This is a genomic window from Bacillus sp. FSL W8-0920 (assembly GCF_038593215.1).
GTDB classification, from domain to species: domain Bacteria; phylum Bacillota; class Bacilli; order Bacillales; family Bacillaceae; genus Bacillus; species Bacillus pumilus.
Genome location: NZ_CP151974.1, coordinates 607,621 through 622,960 on the forward strand (window position 1 = coordinate 607,621; position 15,340 = coordinate 622,960).

Below are 15,340 nucleotides of genomic sequence, written 5' to 3' on the forward strand. Positions count from 1 at the left end.
ATACATTTTTAAAAAGACTGAGGAGGTTTCGTTATTATGGCAAAAGATATTAAGTTCAGTGAAGAAGCACGTCGCGCGATGCTACGTGGTGTAGATGCACTTGCAGATGCTGTAAAAGTAACTTTAGGACCTAAAGGACGTAACGTGGTTCTTGAGAAAAAATTCGGTTCTCCACTTATCACAAATGATGGTGTAACGATCGCAAAAGAAATCGAATTAGAAGATGCATTTGAAAACATGGGTGCAAAACTTGTGGCTGAAGTTGCAAGCAAAACAAACGATGTAGCTGGTGACGGTACAACGACTGCAACAGTTCTAGCTCAAGCGATGATCCGTGAAGGTCTTAAAAACGTAACAGCTGGTGCAAACCCTGTTGGCGTTCGTAAAGGGATCGAAGAAGCAGTAAAAGTAGCACTTGAAGGTTTGCACGAGATTTCTAAACCAATCGAAGGCGAAGAATCAATTGCTCAAGTTGCGTCTATTTCTGCAGCAGATGAAGAAGTGGGAAGCCTAATCGCTGAAGCAATGGAGCGTGTAGGTAACGACGGCGTGATCACAATCGAAGAATCTAAAGGGTTCACAACTGAGCTTGAAGTGGTTGAAGGAATGCAGTTTGACCGCGGATATGCATCACCATACATGGTGACAGATTCTGATAAGATGGAAGCAGTTCTTGAAAATCCTTACATCTTAATCACTGATAAAAAAATCACAAACATTCAAGAAATCCTTCCTGTACTTGAGCAAGTTGTACAACAAGGAAAACCATTGTTGCTCATTGCTGAAGATGTAGAAGGCGAAGCACTTGCAACACTTGTTGTGAACAAACTTCGTGGTACATTCAACGCAGTAGCAGTAAAAGCACCTGGATTCGGTGATCGTCGTAAAGCAATGCTTGAAGACATCTCTGTTCTAACTGGCGGAGAGTTAATCACAGAAGATCTAGGACTTGACCTGAAATCAACTGAAATAGGTCAGCTTGGCCGCGCGTCTAAAGTCGTTGTGACTAAAGAAAACACAACGATCGTAGAAGGTTCAGGAGATTCTGCTCAAATCGCAGCACGCGTCAACCAAATCCGTGCGCAAGTTGAAGAAACAACTTCTGAATTCGATAAAGAAAAATTACAAGAACGTCTTGCTAAACTAGCTGGTGGCGTCGCTGTCATCAAAGTTGGTGCTGCAACTGAAACAGAACTAAAAGAGCGTAAACTACGCATCGAGGATGCACTCAACTCAACTCGTGCAGCAGTTGAAGAAGGTATCGTATCCGGTGGTGGTACAGCACTTGTGAATGTATACAAAAAAGTCGCTTCAATCGAAGCAGATGGTGACGTTCAAACAGGTGTAAACATCGTTCTACGTTCTCTTGAAGAGCCAATCCGCCAAATCGCTCACAACGCAGGTCTTGAAGGATCAGTCATCGTTGAGCGCTTGAAAAACGAAGAAATTGGCGTAGGCTTCAACGCAGCAACAAACGAATGGGTAAACATGATCGAAAAAGGAATCGTTGACCCAACAAAAGTAACTCGCTCTGCACTTCAAAACGCAGCTTCTGTTGCAGCAATGCTTCTAACAACTGAAGCAGTCGTTGCTGACAAACCAGAAGAAGGCGGCTCAGGCGGCGGAATGCCAGATATGGGCGGCATGGGTGGAATGGGCGGAATGATGTAATTACGGATTTAAACCCTTATTAATCAAGGGTTTAACCGTAAGTCGCACTCATTTTGGTGCCATTTTGATACCACATAGAAAAATTAGAGGCTTTTCATTAGTTCTCCGAACTTTTGAGAAGCTTCTTTTTTCTGTCTTTTGTAATGTAGATGAGTTTTTTGATTTGAAAATTCATACATTGCATTGGTTAGCTCGCACCATGGCCGCCCAGAAGGAGACTTTTTTGATGTTGAAAGCTGTATAATTGAATATAGAGAAGTAAAAGTGATCATATTAAATCACCTTTAGGAAATTCCCCGCTTCATTTTACATAAGGTCATAAAAATACATATAACTAGGCAATGCATTGGTAGAATGATATAATACGCGCTCCAATCCCTTAATATATAGGGATTTTATGTAAGAATAGAGCGGGTTGTTAACATGAAGTTTTTAACGAAGGCTTCTCTTAAGTTGAACAAACTTGTGGGAAGCCTCTTTTTTCATTTATTATTTAACATTGTAATAAGTCGTTCGTTCGATTACTTGATGTTGTGCTTCTTTGTAGCGGTTTTATACATCGTTTTTAGGGCAGAAAAATATTAAAAAAGAAGTCGCTCTTCCACAATATGAGCGGCTCCTTATTGTTTATATGTGATTTGATAAATCTTTGTATAATTCACACATTCTATTTGTTTAATAATCTTTTTAGCATACTTTTGGGTTTTACAGGATTTGAACTTTCAAGGATAAGGGTAGATAACTTCCCAAGCATTTCAGTTAATTCACTTTCGAATTCTAAGGTGTTATCATCAGTATTTGTATGAGCGTGAACCAACTCGTGCACAAGTGTACCTGCGAATGATTGTATATTTTTCAGTTGGCTACGTTTAATGATAATTCGTTTAGTGGACGGCTCCCATAACCCAAGTGCATCATTACCCGTATAATTGTCTGGCCGCATTGAATTGGAAATCACAATATCATTGACGAGATTACTCTTTTTTGGGAACCAACTTACAATGATATCTTTGTAATTGAAAATTTCTTTTTCTTTAGCCATTAACTGGTTGACTTTTACGATATCAAATTCGAATTGTTCGTTCCATTCTAACGCATAAGTTTCCAAATTTCTGAAGTTATTACCATTCAGATCTTTACTAGTTTCAAGTTTATTCGCTAGTGAATCAGGAACAGTAATGATACGTATCCCTTCCTCCTTTGCGTAATTTAAGTATTTACCGCCATCCATTAAATCATAAGCACTTAAAAACATCACTTTTTTGTCCTTGCTACTTAATATTTTACAGGCGTGTAGTTGAACATCAACCCATTGTAATTCATCGTGATAATCTCCTGTTTGAATCCTTTGTAAATTATCCACCAGCTTTCTAGCAAATGTTGGGCTCTTACATTCTAAGAGAATAGACTTCACCCTGTCTGTGTAAGCACTTCTTCCTACATTTGTTCGCTCCCGATTTAAAGATTGACGAAGTTTCTTAGTGGTGGAAGTGATATTGTAAGAAAAGAGTAAATTGTCTTCCTCAGCTACACAAATTCCGTTAACGTAAATTCTTGAACGTTTTTTTTTGTTTTCAATGAGTTCCCCATACTTCGTTTTTTCAATTGTCTTTTCTCCGGAATAAAGTAAGAAGAAATCCTTGGCTTTTTCGATATCATCATCTTTGAGACCAGTAAACGTAAAGTCTGTGCCTACCAAATTAGGATTAGTCGGACTATGGACGATGGCGTGCAAGGTTACCAGATCGTCAAAGTCTCCCTTAGATAACTTCTTTATTGTAATATCACTATATTTTGATTGGATGAGGATTTCTACGTTCCTTCGATCGAATGTCGCCAATGCATCTTTTAAACCTACCCCGAATTTACCAATGACTTTATCTGGGTTCTCTGTCTTTTCTATATTCTCGTTTTGCGTTAGATGTTCATACTTTAGACCTCTCCCAAAATCCTTGATATGCCATTTATTATCTTCATCTTTAAAAATAAGGGGCTCTTTCGTGTTCGTTAAATTTGATTCATCCAGTGCATTTGCTATGATTTCTCTTAAGGCGTGAGGAATAGTCCAGTGCTCTAATACTTTTTCGATGTTCAAATCGAACTTTTTCATTATTAATGCTTCTCCTTTTTAATTGGTATTTTTTATAAGATGATTATACCTCATACTTTTGAAACTAGACTATAAATTGATGTTTATTTGTGGTTTTGTACCTCAAAATAGAACCTGTTAGTATATTCAAGATTGTCTCTTCTTTAATCTAAAATTATCATCTGTATATAAATATTTCTAAAATAGAAAAATCTAAGTTGTGAAATATGATGTTATTTGTCATTGTGATCATATATAAAAAAATTGAAGTGGTTGATATGACCGACTTCAGAGAGTTTTTATGGGAGACGCTGTCTGAGGAACTATTAAGAGAAGCAAAATGAAAAGCACTGTAGGCTTTAGATTGTGCTCGCATCATTGAAAAGCTGATGCAGAGGGGGAAGTGGAAATGGCTGAAACAATGAAAGAGAGAGTAAAGGACGTATAAGAAAACCAATCTTATAATCAAGAGTGCTTTTTTGTTTTCAGAGAGATATGAGATACCTTGACTTATAATGTCACATTTTCTTTAAAATTACATAAAAAAATCCACTATTTCCATAAAAAATCAGATCAATTCCTTATAATAAAAGTATCTGAGAATGGGGAGTGAGTCGAGATGGACCAAAACTTGCTGCAAATGAATCAAGTGAGATCAGAGGATGAATTAGCTGTTGTGAATATTTCTTCTACAGAAATTGGGGCGCTGTCAAAGGAAGCGGCTGAGCGGATTTTACAAACGAACGATACGGATAATATTCATCAACTGATGTATGTTCCGATTGAAAAGAAAGCAGATTTGCATTGGTTGATTCAAAGTGTTGGACAGGCGTTAGAAGATGAGGATGACGATAACGTTGCACTTGAATTGGCTGATTTGCTCTATTTCTTTGTCATTCCATTTTATAAGGAGTATATTTTGAGGGAACATCATTTGTATGAGTGTATAGATGATCTGTTGGTACGATTAGCATCGTGGGCTCACTCAGATATTCACACACTGGTCGATGCGATGAGAGACGATTTGTCTGTATAAACTTGAAAAAAGCTTGTAGAGCGATCCTCTACAAGCCTTTCTAAATTACTGGGCTCTTTCCCAAGTAATCTTTGTTTCATTTGTTTTTTTCGTTCCCTTTGCCAGCACCTTACCGTTTTCTTGTTTCACGGTGATGTTTAGGTCGTAAAAGGAATAGAGAGCACCAAGGCTGTCATTTTCCGGTTTGTGCAGGTTGTTTTCTTTTTCAGTTGAAGCTCCAATGGCCAGTGTCTTGGCAAAGTTTAAACCGATGACTTCAGCGTAATCACTATTGGTGTCAGAGGAAGCGATCACGTTTAATGAAATGACTTTTTTCTTTTGATCAACGGTAATCGCTGTGTCTTTTATGAGTTTAGACTGTTCCATGACTTCTTTCGTTTCTTTTTGAATGCGTTCATTGATCGTTGGAAGTGCCTTCGTTTCTGTTTTTTGTTCGTTTGTTGTATTTGAGCAAGCTGCTAGCATGAAGAGACTTGCAACTAGGCTCATGAAAACAAGTAGACTTTTTTTCACGTTCGTTCTCCTTTTTTCTTCGAAGTATGTATGTTTATGTTACCACGAATCCTTGTTTTGATTAAAAGAGAAGTGTTGATAAGCTGTGAACAATAAAAAGCACCCAAAAAGGGCGCTTTTTTCTTATTGTGCGGAAAGGCTTGTACTTAATGGAACAGAAGAAATGACGGTGAATTTAGGAGCTGCAGCACCTGATTCTAAATTTTTACGTAAAAGCGATGATTTGATGGACCCATCCCATTTTTTATAGACGCTTCCTGATGTATCTGCACGAAGCTGTACATTCGAGAAGCTTGCTTGTGTGTAGCTGTTTGCCCCATTATCCTGAACGCCGTGTACCATTTTGACGACATCGAGGTTTTTCAGACGGCTAGGTTTGTAAACAGGCTGTTTATAGCGCAATGTCCCATTGACGTATAGTGACACTGTGCCATCACCATTGTTGATGAGCTTTAAATTGACACGTGCACCATCCTTAATGCTCTTATCATATTCGCTGTTCCAATATTGGCTGCCACCTTGTGAGCCGCTGCCTAGAAAGACTTTATAGCCAGAAGACGTTTTTGAAATACCGCTCTCTATAACGGCAGAGCCGAGACCGAGGTACCAGTCCGCATAGCCATTTTTAATCGTCGCTGTTTTCGGAAGCACAATATCAGCGGAGATGCCTGACCATTTGGCTTCATCCGTTTGTGTCACAATCGCACCGTGACGAGGACTAGCTGCTGAGGCAGGAAGACTTGAAAGCATCAAAACCAACGCTAAACTCACACTCAAAACGATGAACCACTTTTTCATAAAAATTCCTCCTTATATTTGATTCATTTTTATTATATAAAATGAAAGAGAGGAGTTGCTTACATTGTTCTGGCTGATTTTGGTATTTTTTATGAACAAAATCGGTCATAAAGTGGTCAATTTGTATTCGAATTGTAATGTGACTGTAAAATAACTGGGGGCATCTTCATGTATAATAAGTGCAGAAACCAAATACGGAGGATTTTTTAATGAATAAAAAGCTTATCGCGACAATCGTAACAGTAGCTAGTTTATTTTTGGCGTTTAGTTTCTCACATGGAGCAAGTGCAAAAAAAGTAAGCGGCAATATTACTTGGTATAATGGTGTCGGTAAAAAAGGCGCAGATGGAAAAAAACTCGGTCATTGGGATGCAGCAACTAAAATGGGATTTGACGTACCGAAAAAAGGTACAAAACTAAGAGTGACAACAAAAGCGAAACCACATAAAGTGATTACAGTATATAAATATGATGTAGGTAGAATGCCAAACGCTGTATTAGACGTCAGCCCAAAAGCATTCAAAGCACTAGGGTTTAAAACAAGTAAAGGTGTCGTAAAAGGACATTACACTTATTAATACATAGGCATGCAAAGAAGCGGGAAAAGTTCATTTTCTGGCTTCTTTTCTTGTAGAGAGGGTCTGAAAGGCAATGAAAAAATCAACATGGTGGATCATCACGGTCATCGGAGTCGCAGTGATTGCGGCCATCATTTTCTTTATGATGAAGCCGGGGCAAGAGCCGAAGCATGCGGTAAAAGTGAAAACAAATCAGGATGCAAAAGACGAATTACTCGTTTCATTTACAGATCAACAGTTAAACAATACGTATTACTTGCATGACCGGGCACTTCATACGGAGAAACTGACAGCCTATCCTTCGATTGCTTATGATTCTACGAAACAGCTTTTATATTACACGTATACGGATGAAGACACGCAAAAAGTGAGTATTCGAGAACTGAATGTAAAAACGGATGAAGAAAAAACGCTATTTACGAGTGAAGATTCCATCGACAGTATGAGGCTGTCTGGAGACGGGAAACAGTTATATCTTAGGTATAATAAGGATTCTGGGGAACAATTTTATGTCGCTATGTTTGATGTAAACACACACAAAGTGAAGGTATTATATCCAGAAAAAAGCAAGGATGACACGGTAAGTTCTTTTGCATATGATCCTGCGTCAAACCTTCTGGCAATCCAGCATTATTCCTTAAAAGAAGATTACAAGAAAACCGATGAAGCGAATGAAAAGGGAAGAGACCCTGAACCAACGACCATGAAGATCACCCTTCAAACAGGCGTGAAGGGGAAGCGAATTGCACGTATCTCGCAAACGATCAATGATATTTCATTTTCACCAGATCATAAGACATTGATTTATACAGAAGTGAAGGTGCGAAACGAAAAAGAAGTAGCCTCTATTAAAATGCTTGATGTAGAAACAGGAAAACAGGCGACACTCGTTAAGAACAGTGAGGATGTGCATATTTTAAGTGCCGCACAGCCGCAATTTTCTACGGATGGGTCTTCTATTTATTTCTTAGGTGTTGCTAAAAACGCAAAGGAATTAAAGGATGACACCGGTCGAAAAGCAAAGGTAAGAACGATATTTGAATACAATATCAAGAAGAAAACAGTGGAAGCCGTTTGGGAGAAGGATGGCGGGATTGTTAACAATTTCACTGTCAATCGATAAAAGGTACGTTCAGTTATTTTTATATAACTGGACGTTTTTTTATTTTGCCATTTGACATGTTGCAGAAATTAAGGAATTTATGTAAGGAAAATCAGTTTTTAAGGTGGGAAACGTGTGGTATTTTCATATTTTGCTTAAGTGACAGAGGAAAAGAAAGAGAGTAATATGAGTGGACATAAAAAAACGAGAGGACAGATGCTTCTCGTTTTCTCTGATTTATTTGGTGTTATTGTCTAATAAGTTTTGAAAGATAAACAGGGCATTAATGGAGTGAGGGAATCCAGCAACTTTTGTACAGTGCTTAATAATCTCCATGATCTCTATGACAGAAAGTCCGATATGTAATGCTTGTTCAAAATGAGTCTTTAATTCTTCATCACAATCGCCTTTTGTAATGAGGGCAGATAATGTACTGATGGCCTTTTGTTTTTGATCTAAAATGAAGTGGTTGAATTCTTTTTGTTCACCGAGTTCAATTGTTAGCTGTTCAATATTTGACCGAATGCTCTCGTTTTTCTGAATTGAAAGCTTCTCTATGTTACCTGCCGTTGTTTCTTGTGTGATCTGGCAAGTCTCTTTTTCTTCATTCAAATTGAACTCCTCCGTTTTTTATCGCAATTTTCCATTTGTTCGTTCATTGTGGTAAATGTGCCTTTTGATAGATGCAATGGGTATATAGTAGTATTATCGGTTTGCTGCGTCAATTTTTTAAGTATTGAATGTACAAATAAATGCCATTTCAAGTCATGCATTGTTTTAATTTAGAATGATTCAATGAAAAGGAAGGAAAGGGCTAATAGATCGCTGTCTGTTAGCCCTTCCCAATGATGTACTCAATATATGTGATTACGCATGTGACGGGAGGGTGATTTCATTTTACTGGATGATATCCATCGGCCGCATCATGTCATAATCCTCGTGCTCTAATATATGACAATGCCACACATACCTGCCGCTGTATGGAACAAAGCGAGCGATGATCCGAATGACTTCACCGGCATGCGCTTGAATGGTGTCCTTGTAGCCTTGTTCATGTAAGGGAGGTGCTTCGTTTGGTCCTGTATACACAATGTCCCCTGTCGATTGATAGACCTCAGTATCAAATGGTCTTCTGTCTATCACTCTGAATTGAACAAGGTGTAAATGAATAGGATGTGTGACTCTTGTTGGATTGACGATAGACCAAACCTCCACACTGCCAAGACGAGGATTTTCCGTGACAGGGTCATTCCAAAATTGGTTATCTAGCAATAAAATGGGGCGGCCGTATTTATCCTGTGTGCCGCTAAGTGTGAGCGTACGCTCTTTATCAGCTCGACTAGGACGAAGCGGTGGAAGCGGTTTGAAAATAGGCCGTAATGTTTTAGGTGCTCTCCCTTTTAGCGGACGTGTGACTTTAAATTGCATGATGTTCGCATCTGTTTCAGGATTTACTTCCTGTCCGCAGCCGGCTTTATTTTTAAGGATGATCGTTTTGTTTTCATAAGCTGAAAAATCGATGATGACATCAAATCGCTCAGCAGGAGCAATGCTAAAGGATTGATGGTGAACAGGTCTTGGTAAAAAGCCGCCATCAGATCCAATTTGCAAAATCGTCGCATCGTTGTCTAGATGCAGCTCGTAAGTTCTTGTATTGGACGCATTTAAAATACGAAAACGGTATTTTCGCGGCTCTACTTCTAAATACGGCCATACTTTTCCATTGACCAAAATGGTTTCTCCGCAAAAGAAGGGCACGATAGACGGATCTGGTATGTCACTGTCTTCTGGCGTGTTGTTTGGTCTGCTTGGATAAAACAGCGCGCCATCCTCCTGAAACGTACGGTCCATGATCATTAGCGGAATATCATACTCACCCTTCGGTAATTCTAGCGATTTTTCAAACGCATCTGAAATTAAATAAAATCCAGCTAATCCGGCGTACACATTTAATCGTGTCAATGCCATCGCATGATCGTGATACCACAATGTGCAGGCTTGCTGATGATTTGGGTATTCGTACACCTCTCGTTCAAAGAAGGGGCCGGTTGCTTCAAAGTCTCGTGAAAACCAAGCCTCTGGATAGCCGTCACTGCTTGCTGGTGTGACGCCGCCATGTAAATGAACGACGGTTTTGACTTCTGGTTCATCATGATGGCCTTCGTGAATGGTGTGATCGACCGGTAGAAAATGCTTAAGTGGCAATTTGTTCATCCATTTCACTTTGACTTTTTCATTTCGATTCGCATGAATGGTTGGACCAGGCAAACTGCCATTATAGGTCCATAGCTTGGTTGGGGGCAGGTCTCTATGAACTTTTAGAAATACCTCCTCCATAGCGATTTTATAATACGTTTGTCTTGGGTTCTTTTTGACGGGCTTCGCAACTTCTGGAATTGGCAGCTCGTCAACAAATTTTTCTAGGTTCATGTTATCTAATCCTCACTTAAAATCCAATTTGATACAGTATAAGTGCGGACATCAAAATAGGTGAATAAAATAAAAAACCCGCTTTTCAGCGGGAGCATTACGGATGTTTATTTTCAAGCGCTGCATTTGCAGGCACTTTTTTATTCGGTTTAAAGATGAAATAAGCGGCAAGCACACCGAAGGTAATGATACTCGTCAAAATGAGCTGCGGTCTCATTGATTCGATAAACAGCATTGATGCCAAGATGGCGCAAATGACCAAAATGGTAAAATACGTGAGGTATGGGAACAGCCACATTTTGATTTTGAGCTGTTCTGGATTGTCTTTTTCGATTTTACGGCGCATTCTTAATTGTGAAACAGCAATGACCAAATAGACAAGAAGGGCAATGGCGCCGGATGCGTTGACTAAGAACAAAAAGATGGTTTCAGGATAAAAGTAGTTCATCATGACGGCAATGTAGGAAAAGAAGGTGCCTGCGACTGTAGCCGCTACAGGAACACCACGTTTGCTGATTTTCATAAAGCGTTTCGGTGCTTCGCCTCTTTCTGCCAATGAATAAAGCATTCTGGACGTTGTGTACAACCCAGAGTTTAAGCAAGATAGAACAGCTGTTAAAACAATGACGTTCATCACTTGAGCAGCTGATGGGACACCGATGTATTCTAATACCGCAACGAACGGGCTTGTTAAAATACTCGCTGAATTCCATGGAAGCAAGGTCACAACGACAGCGATGGAACCGACGTAGAACACGATGATACGCCATACAACAGAGCGGGTAGCTGTTGTCACAGACTTGACGGGGTCTGCTGATTCTCCGGCCGCTATTGCCACAATCTCGGTTCCCATGAAGGAAAAGATGACGACGACAATTCCGAGTAAAACAGAGCTGAATCCATTTGGAAGGAAACCGCCGTTCCCCGTTAAATTGGCAAGACCTACAGTATGATGACCACCAAAACCAAAGATAAATGCAAAACCGATGAGTAGAAAGAGAATAATGCTGACGACTTTTATTAATGAGAACCAATATTCAAATTCGCCAAAAGATTTAACAGAAAAGATATTTGTTAATGTTAAGAGGATAGTGAGGATAAGACTTGTGAGCCAAACAGGTGCATCTCCATACCAATACTGAATAATGGCAGCACCGGCAATGGCTTCGATCGCGATGACAATCACCCAGAAGAACCAATAAAGCCAGCCAATTGTAAAGCCGGCCCATGGACCGATGGCATCGCTCGCATATTGTGAGAAGGATCCGCTTGTCGGATAGGCGCATGCCATTTCTCCAAGCATTCTCATAATAAAGATTACGAGAAGTCCTGCAAAAGAATAGGAAAGAATGGACCCAGGCCCTGCAGAATGAATGACAGCGCCGCTACCAACAAATAGCCCTGCGCCAATAACCCCAGCAATGGAGATCATTGAAATATGTCTTGTTTTCAGATTTTTTTGAAGACCGTTTGTCATGTTGGACATGTCTTTACCTCCAAACATTTCTCCTTATAGAGAATTTGTTTTTAGAATATTTTAAATTTTATCATACTGAATTGTCATTCAGCATTGGACAGGTTATCAAACCGACATTTCAAACCTCTTAACATGATGTTAAAAAGTATAAAGGATTTGAGAGATTATGTTCCCTCTTTTTCCTCTGTTCATTCTTAAAAATAGCATAAGATCGGATGGGGAGAAGTTGTGTCTCAAAATAAAATTATTCTGATAATTTCTCAGAAAGAGTGATATTACCAATATGATCATCACAGAGTGAATTGGAAAAAGGTTGATGGGAGTAGGTCTTGAGGTCAATTGACCTTATAAAAATAAGTTTACATAGGTCAACACATTTCTATGTATCCTATTTTGCTGACACAAGCGAATCATGTTGCTGTAGACCCACACGGGCTTTGCTTTGTAAGATAAATAATAGAAAAGTGATGTGTGAGGAGGCGCGGTTCGACATGGAGCGCTATAACGAATTAAGACAAGGTGAAACAGGTGCTTGGGTCAGTATCATTGCCTATGTGATCTTATCTGCGGTGAAACTTCTGATTGGGTATACGTTTCATTCAGAGGCTCTTTCGGCAGATGGATTGAATAATACGACGGATATTATTGCATCCCTTGCAGTGTTGATTGGATTGCGTATTTCTCAAAAGCCGCCTGATGAAGATCATCCATACGGTCATTTTAGAGCAGAGAATATTGCGTCTCTTGTGGCGTCCTTTATTATGATGCTTGTTGGACTTCAGGTTCTGCTGAGTGCAGGCCAGTCGCTCTTCTCATCTAAGCATCAAACGCCTGATATGATCGCAGCTTGGACGGCAGCAGGAAGTGCTGTGGTGATGTATGGTGTGTATATTTACAACCGCAATCTGTCCAAACGGATCAATAGCCAAGCTCTTCATGCAGCAGCAGCTGATAATAAATCAGATGCGTATGTGAGTATCGGAACATTTGTAGGGATTATTGCCTCTCAATTTCAACTGGCATGGATTGATACGCTTGCAGCGTTTGTGATTGGCCTCATTATTTGTAAAACGGCGTGGGAGATTTTCAGAGATGCCTCTCATTCGTTAACGGACGGTTTTCATATAAAAGATATGTCCAAATATAAAGAGACCATTGAAGCAACACCTGGGGTGGGCGATTTGAAAGATATTAAGGCACGGTATCTCGGAAGTACGGTCCATGTGGATGTAGTAGTGGAGGTCGAGCCGCACTTGAACATTGCAGAAAGCCATGATATTGCAGATGAGATCGAACGTAGAATGAAGAAGGAACATGATATTTTACACTCTCATGTTCATATGGAGCCAGCAGGTGAGCCAAAAGAAGAGAAGAAGTCTTTTCCATCGTGAGAAGGCTTTTTTTTTCTACGTGTTGATGTTTTATGCTATTGCGCGTTGTATGGTAAAGTTAGACTATATGAAATTTAACGGAAACGTGATAGGAGGATCAGGATGGCATTTGATGAACCGATGCATTCAGATTTACAAAAAATCGTAGATAACATCCATAAAGTCATGGTTGGGAAAAAAGACATTGCGATATTAAGCCTTGTTGCGATTTTGGCGAAGGGGCATGTGCTGCTAGAGGATGTGCCTGGTGTTGGGAAGACGATGATGGTTCGTGCTTTGGCAAAATCCATTGGCTGTGAGTTTAAGCGAATCCAATTTACTCCTGACCTTTTGCCTTCAGATGTAACAGGCGTGTCGATTTATAATAAAAAGACAAATGAATTTGAATTTAGACAAGGACCGATTATGGGGCAGATTATTTTGGCTGATGAGATCAACCGGACCTCTCCCAAAACACAGTCGGCATTGCTTGAAGCGATGGAGGAAGGCAGTGTTACAGTGGACGGAGAAACAATGCTGCTTGCTGATCCTTTTTTCGTCATGGCTACGCAGAATCCAGTTGAATATGAAGGGACCTATCCACTGCCAGAAGCACAAATGGACCGGTTTTTATTCAAGCTGCAAATGGGGTATCCGACCATGCTGGAGGAGCTGGAGGTACTCAACTTGCAGGAAAAGCAGTCCCCGATTGATACGCTCCAAGCAGTCATGACAAAGGATCATATCCATGCGTTGCAGCAAGCGGTTCAGACTATTCATGTGGATGTATCCATTAAAGAATATATTGTTGAAATTGCACAAGCGACGCGGCAGCATCCATCTGTTTATTTAGGTGTGAGTCCAAGGGGATCGATCGCCCTCATGAAAGCGGCTCAGGCGTATGCCCTGTTGAATCGGCGCGATTATGTGATTCCTGATGATGTACAGTATTTAGCGCCATATACATTACCGCATCGTATGATTTTGACTTCAGAAGCGACGTATGAAGGGAAGAAGGCGGAGACACTGCTGCGACAAATGCTTGAGCAAATTGGCGTGCCAGTTCAAAAGTCGATGACTCAATGAAATTAGGTCATCGTTTCGCTTTTTCATTATGGTTACGGGTGATGATGCTCATCATCCTCACTGCGGCAGTCTTTTGTTATGCCATGTTTCAGGGAGGGTTTGTGAGCTGGTTCCTTTTTTATGCATTTTTACCCTATACTTTGTATGCTTTGCTGTTTGCGCTCGTTCCGCTGAGAGTGACAGCGAAAAGGACTTTACAACAAACCCGCTTGAAGGCGGGAGACGTGCTGCCTGTTGATCTTGAAATTAAGCGGACAAATCTATTTCCATACGTTTACGTCTTGATTGAGGATGATCCGCCGGACACCTTTCGTTTACAGGAACAAATTGCAATGAAGCAAATGCTGTTTCCTTGGTTTCGGAAAACGTGGCGTTTTTCCTATCAATTGAATGATGTCATGCGCGGAGAACATCATTTGTCAGCAGTTCGAATCAAAACGGGTGATATGTTTGGTTTTGTGGAGAAAGAAGTCATCATTCCGTTAGAAAAAAAGCTGCTTGTTTATCCGAAAATGCTCGATCTTCAGGTGGAGTCTGCTGAGTCATTGAATGAAAATGGAGGCAAAGCGGTTCACTCGTGGTTAAATGAACCGACCCATGTGACAACAGGCGTAAGGGAATATCAGCAAGGAGATCGTTTTGCTTGGGTGGACTGGAAGACGACGGCTAGAAGGGGTCAGCTGATGACGAAGGAATTTGAACAGAATCAAACAAAGGATCTTGTCGTGTTTGCTGATTTTACCGATGAAGCAGTTTTTGAGACCGTCGTGTCTATTGTAGCATCTGTCCTACAATCGGCAGTGAAAAAAGGGGTGCCGTCAGGTCTTGTACCTCTAGGAGATCAGCATGCCTTTCGAGTGGATCAAGGAGAACTTCATTTGCAGGACATGCTTTATTATTTAACAAGAGTGCAGCATCACCCTTCTCGCGTACAAGAGTATAAGGCGTTAGCAGCGAGTGAGTATCAGCATTCTGGAAAATATGTCATCACGGGTCAGCTGCAGGAGGAGCTTGCTGCGAGCCTCTTTGGAAATCGAAACAGAAAGAACATCACTGTTCTTTTAGTGAAGAGAGCCGTGGATCGATTCACGACAAAAGAAAAACAGCTTGTAGACCGGCTTAGGGCATCTGGAATACGCATGACCGTTTTATTTGAAGACCGGCTGTACGAAAGAACTGTGAGGTGACAA

Annotated in this window: 13 protein-coding genes; 7 read left to right on the forward strand and 6 right to left on the reverse strand. The window is 40.3% G+C overall.

Annotated elements, in window-relative coordinates; all coding sequences use genetic code 11:
* The first annotated feature begins 36 nt into the window (after nt 1-36).
* Nucleotides 37-1,671: a chaperonin GroEL gene (gene groL / locus NSS78_RS03050; protein WP_342468284.1), complete on the forward strand. Its 1,635-nt coding sequence runs from the start codon at nt 37-39 to the stop codon at nt 1,669-1,671.
* Nucleotides 1,672-2,338: 667 nt separating this feature from the next.
* Here the strand turns inward: groL and NSS78_RS03055 are convergent.
* Complete coding sequence (locus tag NSS78_RS03055) at nt 2,339-3,781, reverse strand: ATP-binding protein (RefSeq protein WP_342468285.1); 1,443 nt, start codon at nt 3,779-3,781, stop codon at nt 2,339-2,341.
* A 598-nt stretch (nt 3,782-4,379) separates the two neighbouring features.
* Between NSS78_RS03055 and NSS78_RS03060 the strand changes: the two genes are divergently transcribed.
* A complete protein-coding gene (locus NSS78_RS03060; RefSeq protein ID WP_284907741.1) occupies nt 4,380-4,796 on the forward strand; it encodes a hypothetical protein in 417 nt (138 codons plus the stop codon).
* Nucleotides 4,797-4,841: 45 nt separating this feature from the next.
* Here NSS78_RS03060 and NSS78_RS03065 read toward each other — a convergent pair whose 3' ends face one another.
* Both NSS78_RS03065 and NSS78_RS03070 read right to left on the reverse strand, forming a co-directional pair.
* On the reverse strand, nt 4,842-5,309 hold the full coding sequence (locus NSS78_RS03065) for a hypothetical protein (RefSeq protein WP_065099121.1): 468 nt from the start codon (nt 5,307-5,309) through the stop codon (nt 4,842-4,844).
* A gap of 123 nt (nt 5,310-5,432) precedes the next feature.
* Nucleotides 5,433-6,107, reverse strand: coding sequence for a hypothetical protein (locus tag NSS78_RS03070; protein WP_044141452.1), 675 nt, complete (start codon nt 6,105-6,107; stop codon nt 5,433-5,435).
* A 209-nt stretch (nt 6,108-6,316) separates the two neighbouring features.
* Between NSS78_RS03070 and NSS78_RS03075 the strand changes: the two genes are divergently transcribed.
* Entirely contained in the window at nt 6,317-6,685 is a 369-nt protein-coding gene (locus tag NSS78_RS03075; protein ID WP_044141453.1) for a septal ring lytic transglycosylase RlpA family protein, read from the forward strand.
* A 73-nt stretch (nt 6,686-6,758) separates the two neighbouring features.
* Nucleotides 6,759-7,808, forward strand: coding sequence for a hypothetical protein (locus tag NSS78_RS03080; RefSeq protein WP_050945678.1), 1,050 nt, complete (start codon nt 6,759-6,761; stop codon nt 7,806-7,808).
* Nucleotides 7,809-8,024: 216 nt separating this feature from the next.
* On the opposite strand, the gene NSS78_RS03085 is transcribed toward NSS78_RS03080, so the two are convergent.
* The 3 genes from NSS78_RS03085 to gabP form a co-directional block, all read right to left on the reverse strand.
* Complete coding sequence (locus NSS78_RS03085; protein WP_253622907.1) at nt 8,025-8,399, reverse strand: carboxymuconolactone decarboxylase family protein; 375 nt, start codon at nt 8,397-8,399, stop codon at nt 8,025-8,027.
* A gap of 285 nt (nt 8,400-8,684) precedes the next feature.
* Nucleotides 8,685-10,217 (reverse strand): multicopper oxidase domain-containing protein, encoded by a 1,533-nt coding sequence (locus tag NSS78_RS03090; RefSeq protein WP_327839989.1) that lies wholly within the window; start codon nt 10,215-10,217, stop codon nt 8,685-8,687.
* 97 nt (nt 10,218-10,314) lie between these two features.
* Nucleotides 10,315-11,703, reverse strand: a complete 1,389-nt coding sequence (gene gabP / locus NSS78_RS03095) for a GABA permease (protein WP_003214237.1) — start codon at nt 11,701-11,703, stop codon at nt 10,315-10,317.
* Between the two features lie 482 nt (nt 11,704-12,185).
* On the opposite strand from gabP, the gene NSS78_RS03100 reads away from it, so the two are divergent.
* The 3 genes from NSS78_RS03100 (at nt 12,186) to NSS78_RS03110 (ending at nt 15,337) form a co-directional block, all read left to right on the forward strand.
* Complete coding sequence (locus NSS78_RS03100) at nt 12,186-13,085, forward strand: cation diffusion facilitator family transporter (RefSeq protein ID WP_050945681.1); 900 nt, start codon at nt 12,186-12,188, stop codon at nt 13,083-13,085.
* A 102-nt stretch (nt 13,086-13,187) separates the two neighbouring features.
* Nucleotides 13,188-14,150 (forward strand): MoxR family ATPase, encoded by a 963-nt coding sequence (locus tag NSS78_RS03105; protein WP_339161349.1) that lies wholly within the window; start codon nt 13,188-13,190, stop codon nt 14,148-14,150.
* Between the two features lie 101 nt (nt 14,151-14,251).
* Nucleotides 14,252-15,337: a DUF58 domain-containing protein gene (locus NSS78_RS03110; RefSeq protein ID WP_339161351.1), complete on the forward strand. Its 1,086-nt coding sequence runs from the start codon at nt 14,252-14,254 to the stop codon at nt 15,335-15,337.
* The last annotated feature ends 3 nt before the right edge of the window (nt 15,338-15,340 follow it).

Bases quoted from the DNA above. Each gene is read 5' to 3' on its own strand.
- NSS78_RS03105 (WP_339161349.1), top strand. From the start codon at position 13,188: ATGGCATTTGATGAACCGATGCATTCAGATTTACAAAAAATCGTAGAT.
- NSS78_RS03080 (WP_050945678.1), top strand. From the start codon at position 6,759: ATGAAAAAATCAACATGGTGGATCATCACGGTCATCGGAGTCGCAGTG.
- NSS78_RS03075 (WP_044141453.1), top strand. From the start codon at position 6,317: ATGAATAAAAAGCTTATCGCGACAATCGTAACAGTAGCTAGTTTATTT.
- groL (WP_342468284.1), top strand. From the start codon at position 37: ATGGCAAAAGATATTAAGTTCAGTGAAGAAGCACGTCGCGCGATGCTA.
- NSS78_RS03055 (WP_342468285.1), bottom strand. From the start codon at position 3,781: ATGAAAAAGTTCGATTTGAACATCGAAAAAGTATTAGAGCACTGGACT.
- NSS78_RS03100 (WP_050945681.1), top strand. From the start codon at position 12,186: ATGGAGCGCTATAACGAATTAAGACAAGGTGAAACAGGTGCTTGGGTC.
- NSS78_RS03060 (WP_284907741.1), top strand. From the start codon at position 4,380: ATGGACCAAAACTTGCTGCAAATGAATCAAGTGAGATCAGAGGATGAA.
- NSS78_RS03090 (WP_327839989.1), bottom strand. From the start codon at position 10,217: ATGAACCTAGAAAAATTTGTTGACGAGCTGCCAATTCCAGAAGTTGCG.
- NSS78_RS03070 (WP_044141452.1), bottom strand. From the start codon at position 6,107: ATGAAAAAGTGGTTCATCGTTTTGAGTGTGAGTTTAGCGTTGGTTTTG.
- gabP (WP_003214237.1), bottom strand. From the start codon at position 11,703: ATGTCCAACATGACAAACGGTCTTCAAAAAAATCTGAAAACAAGACAT.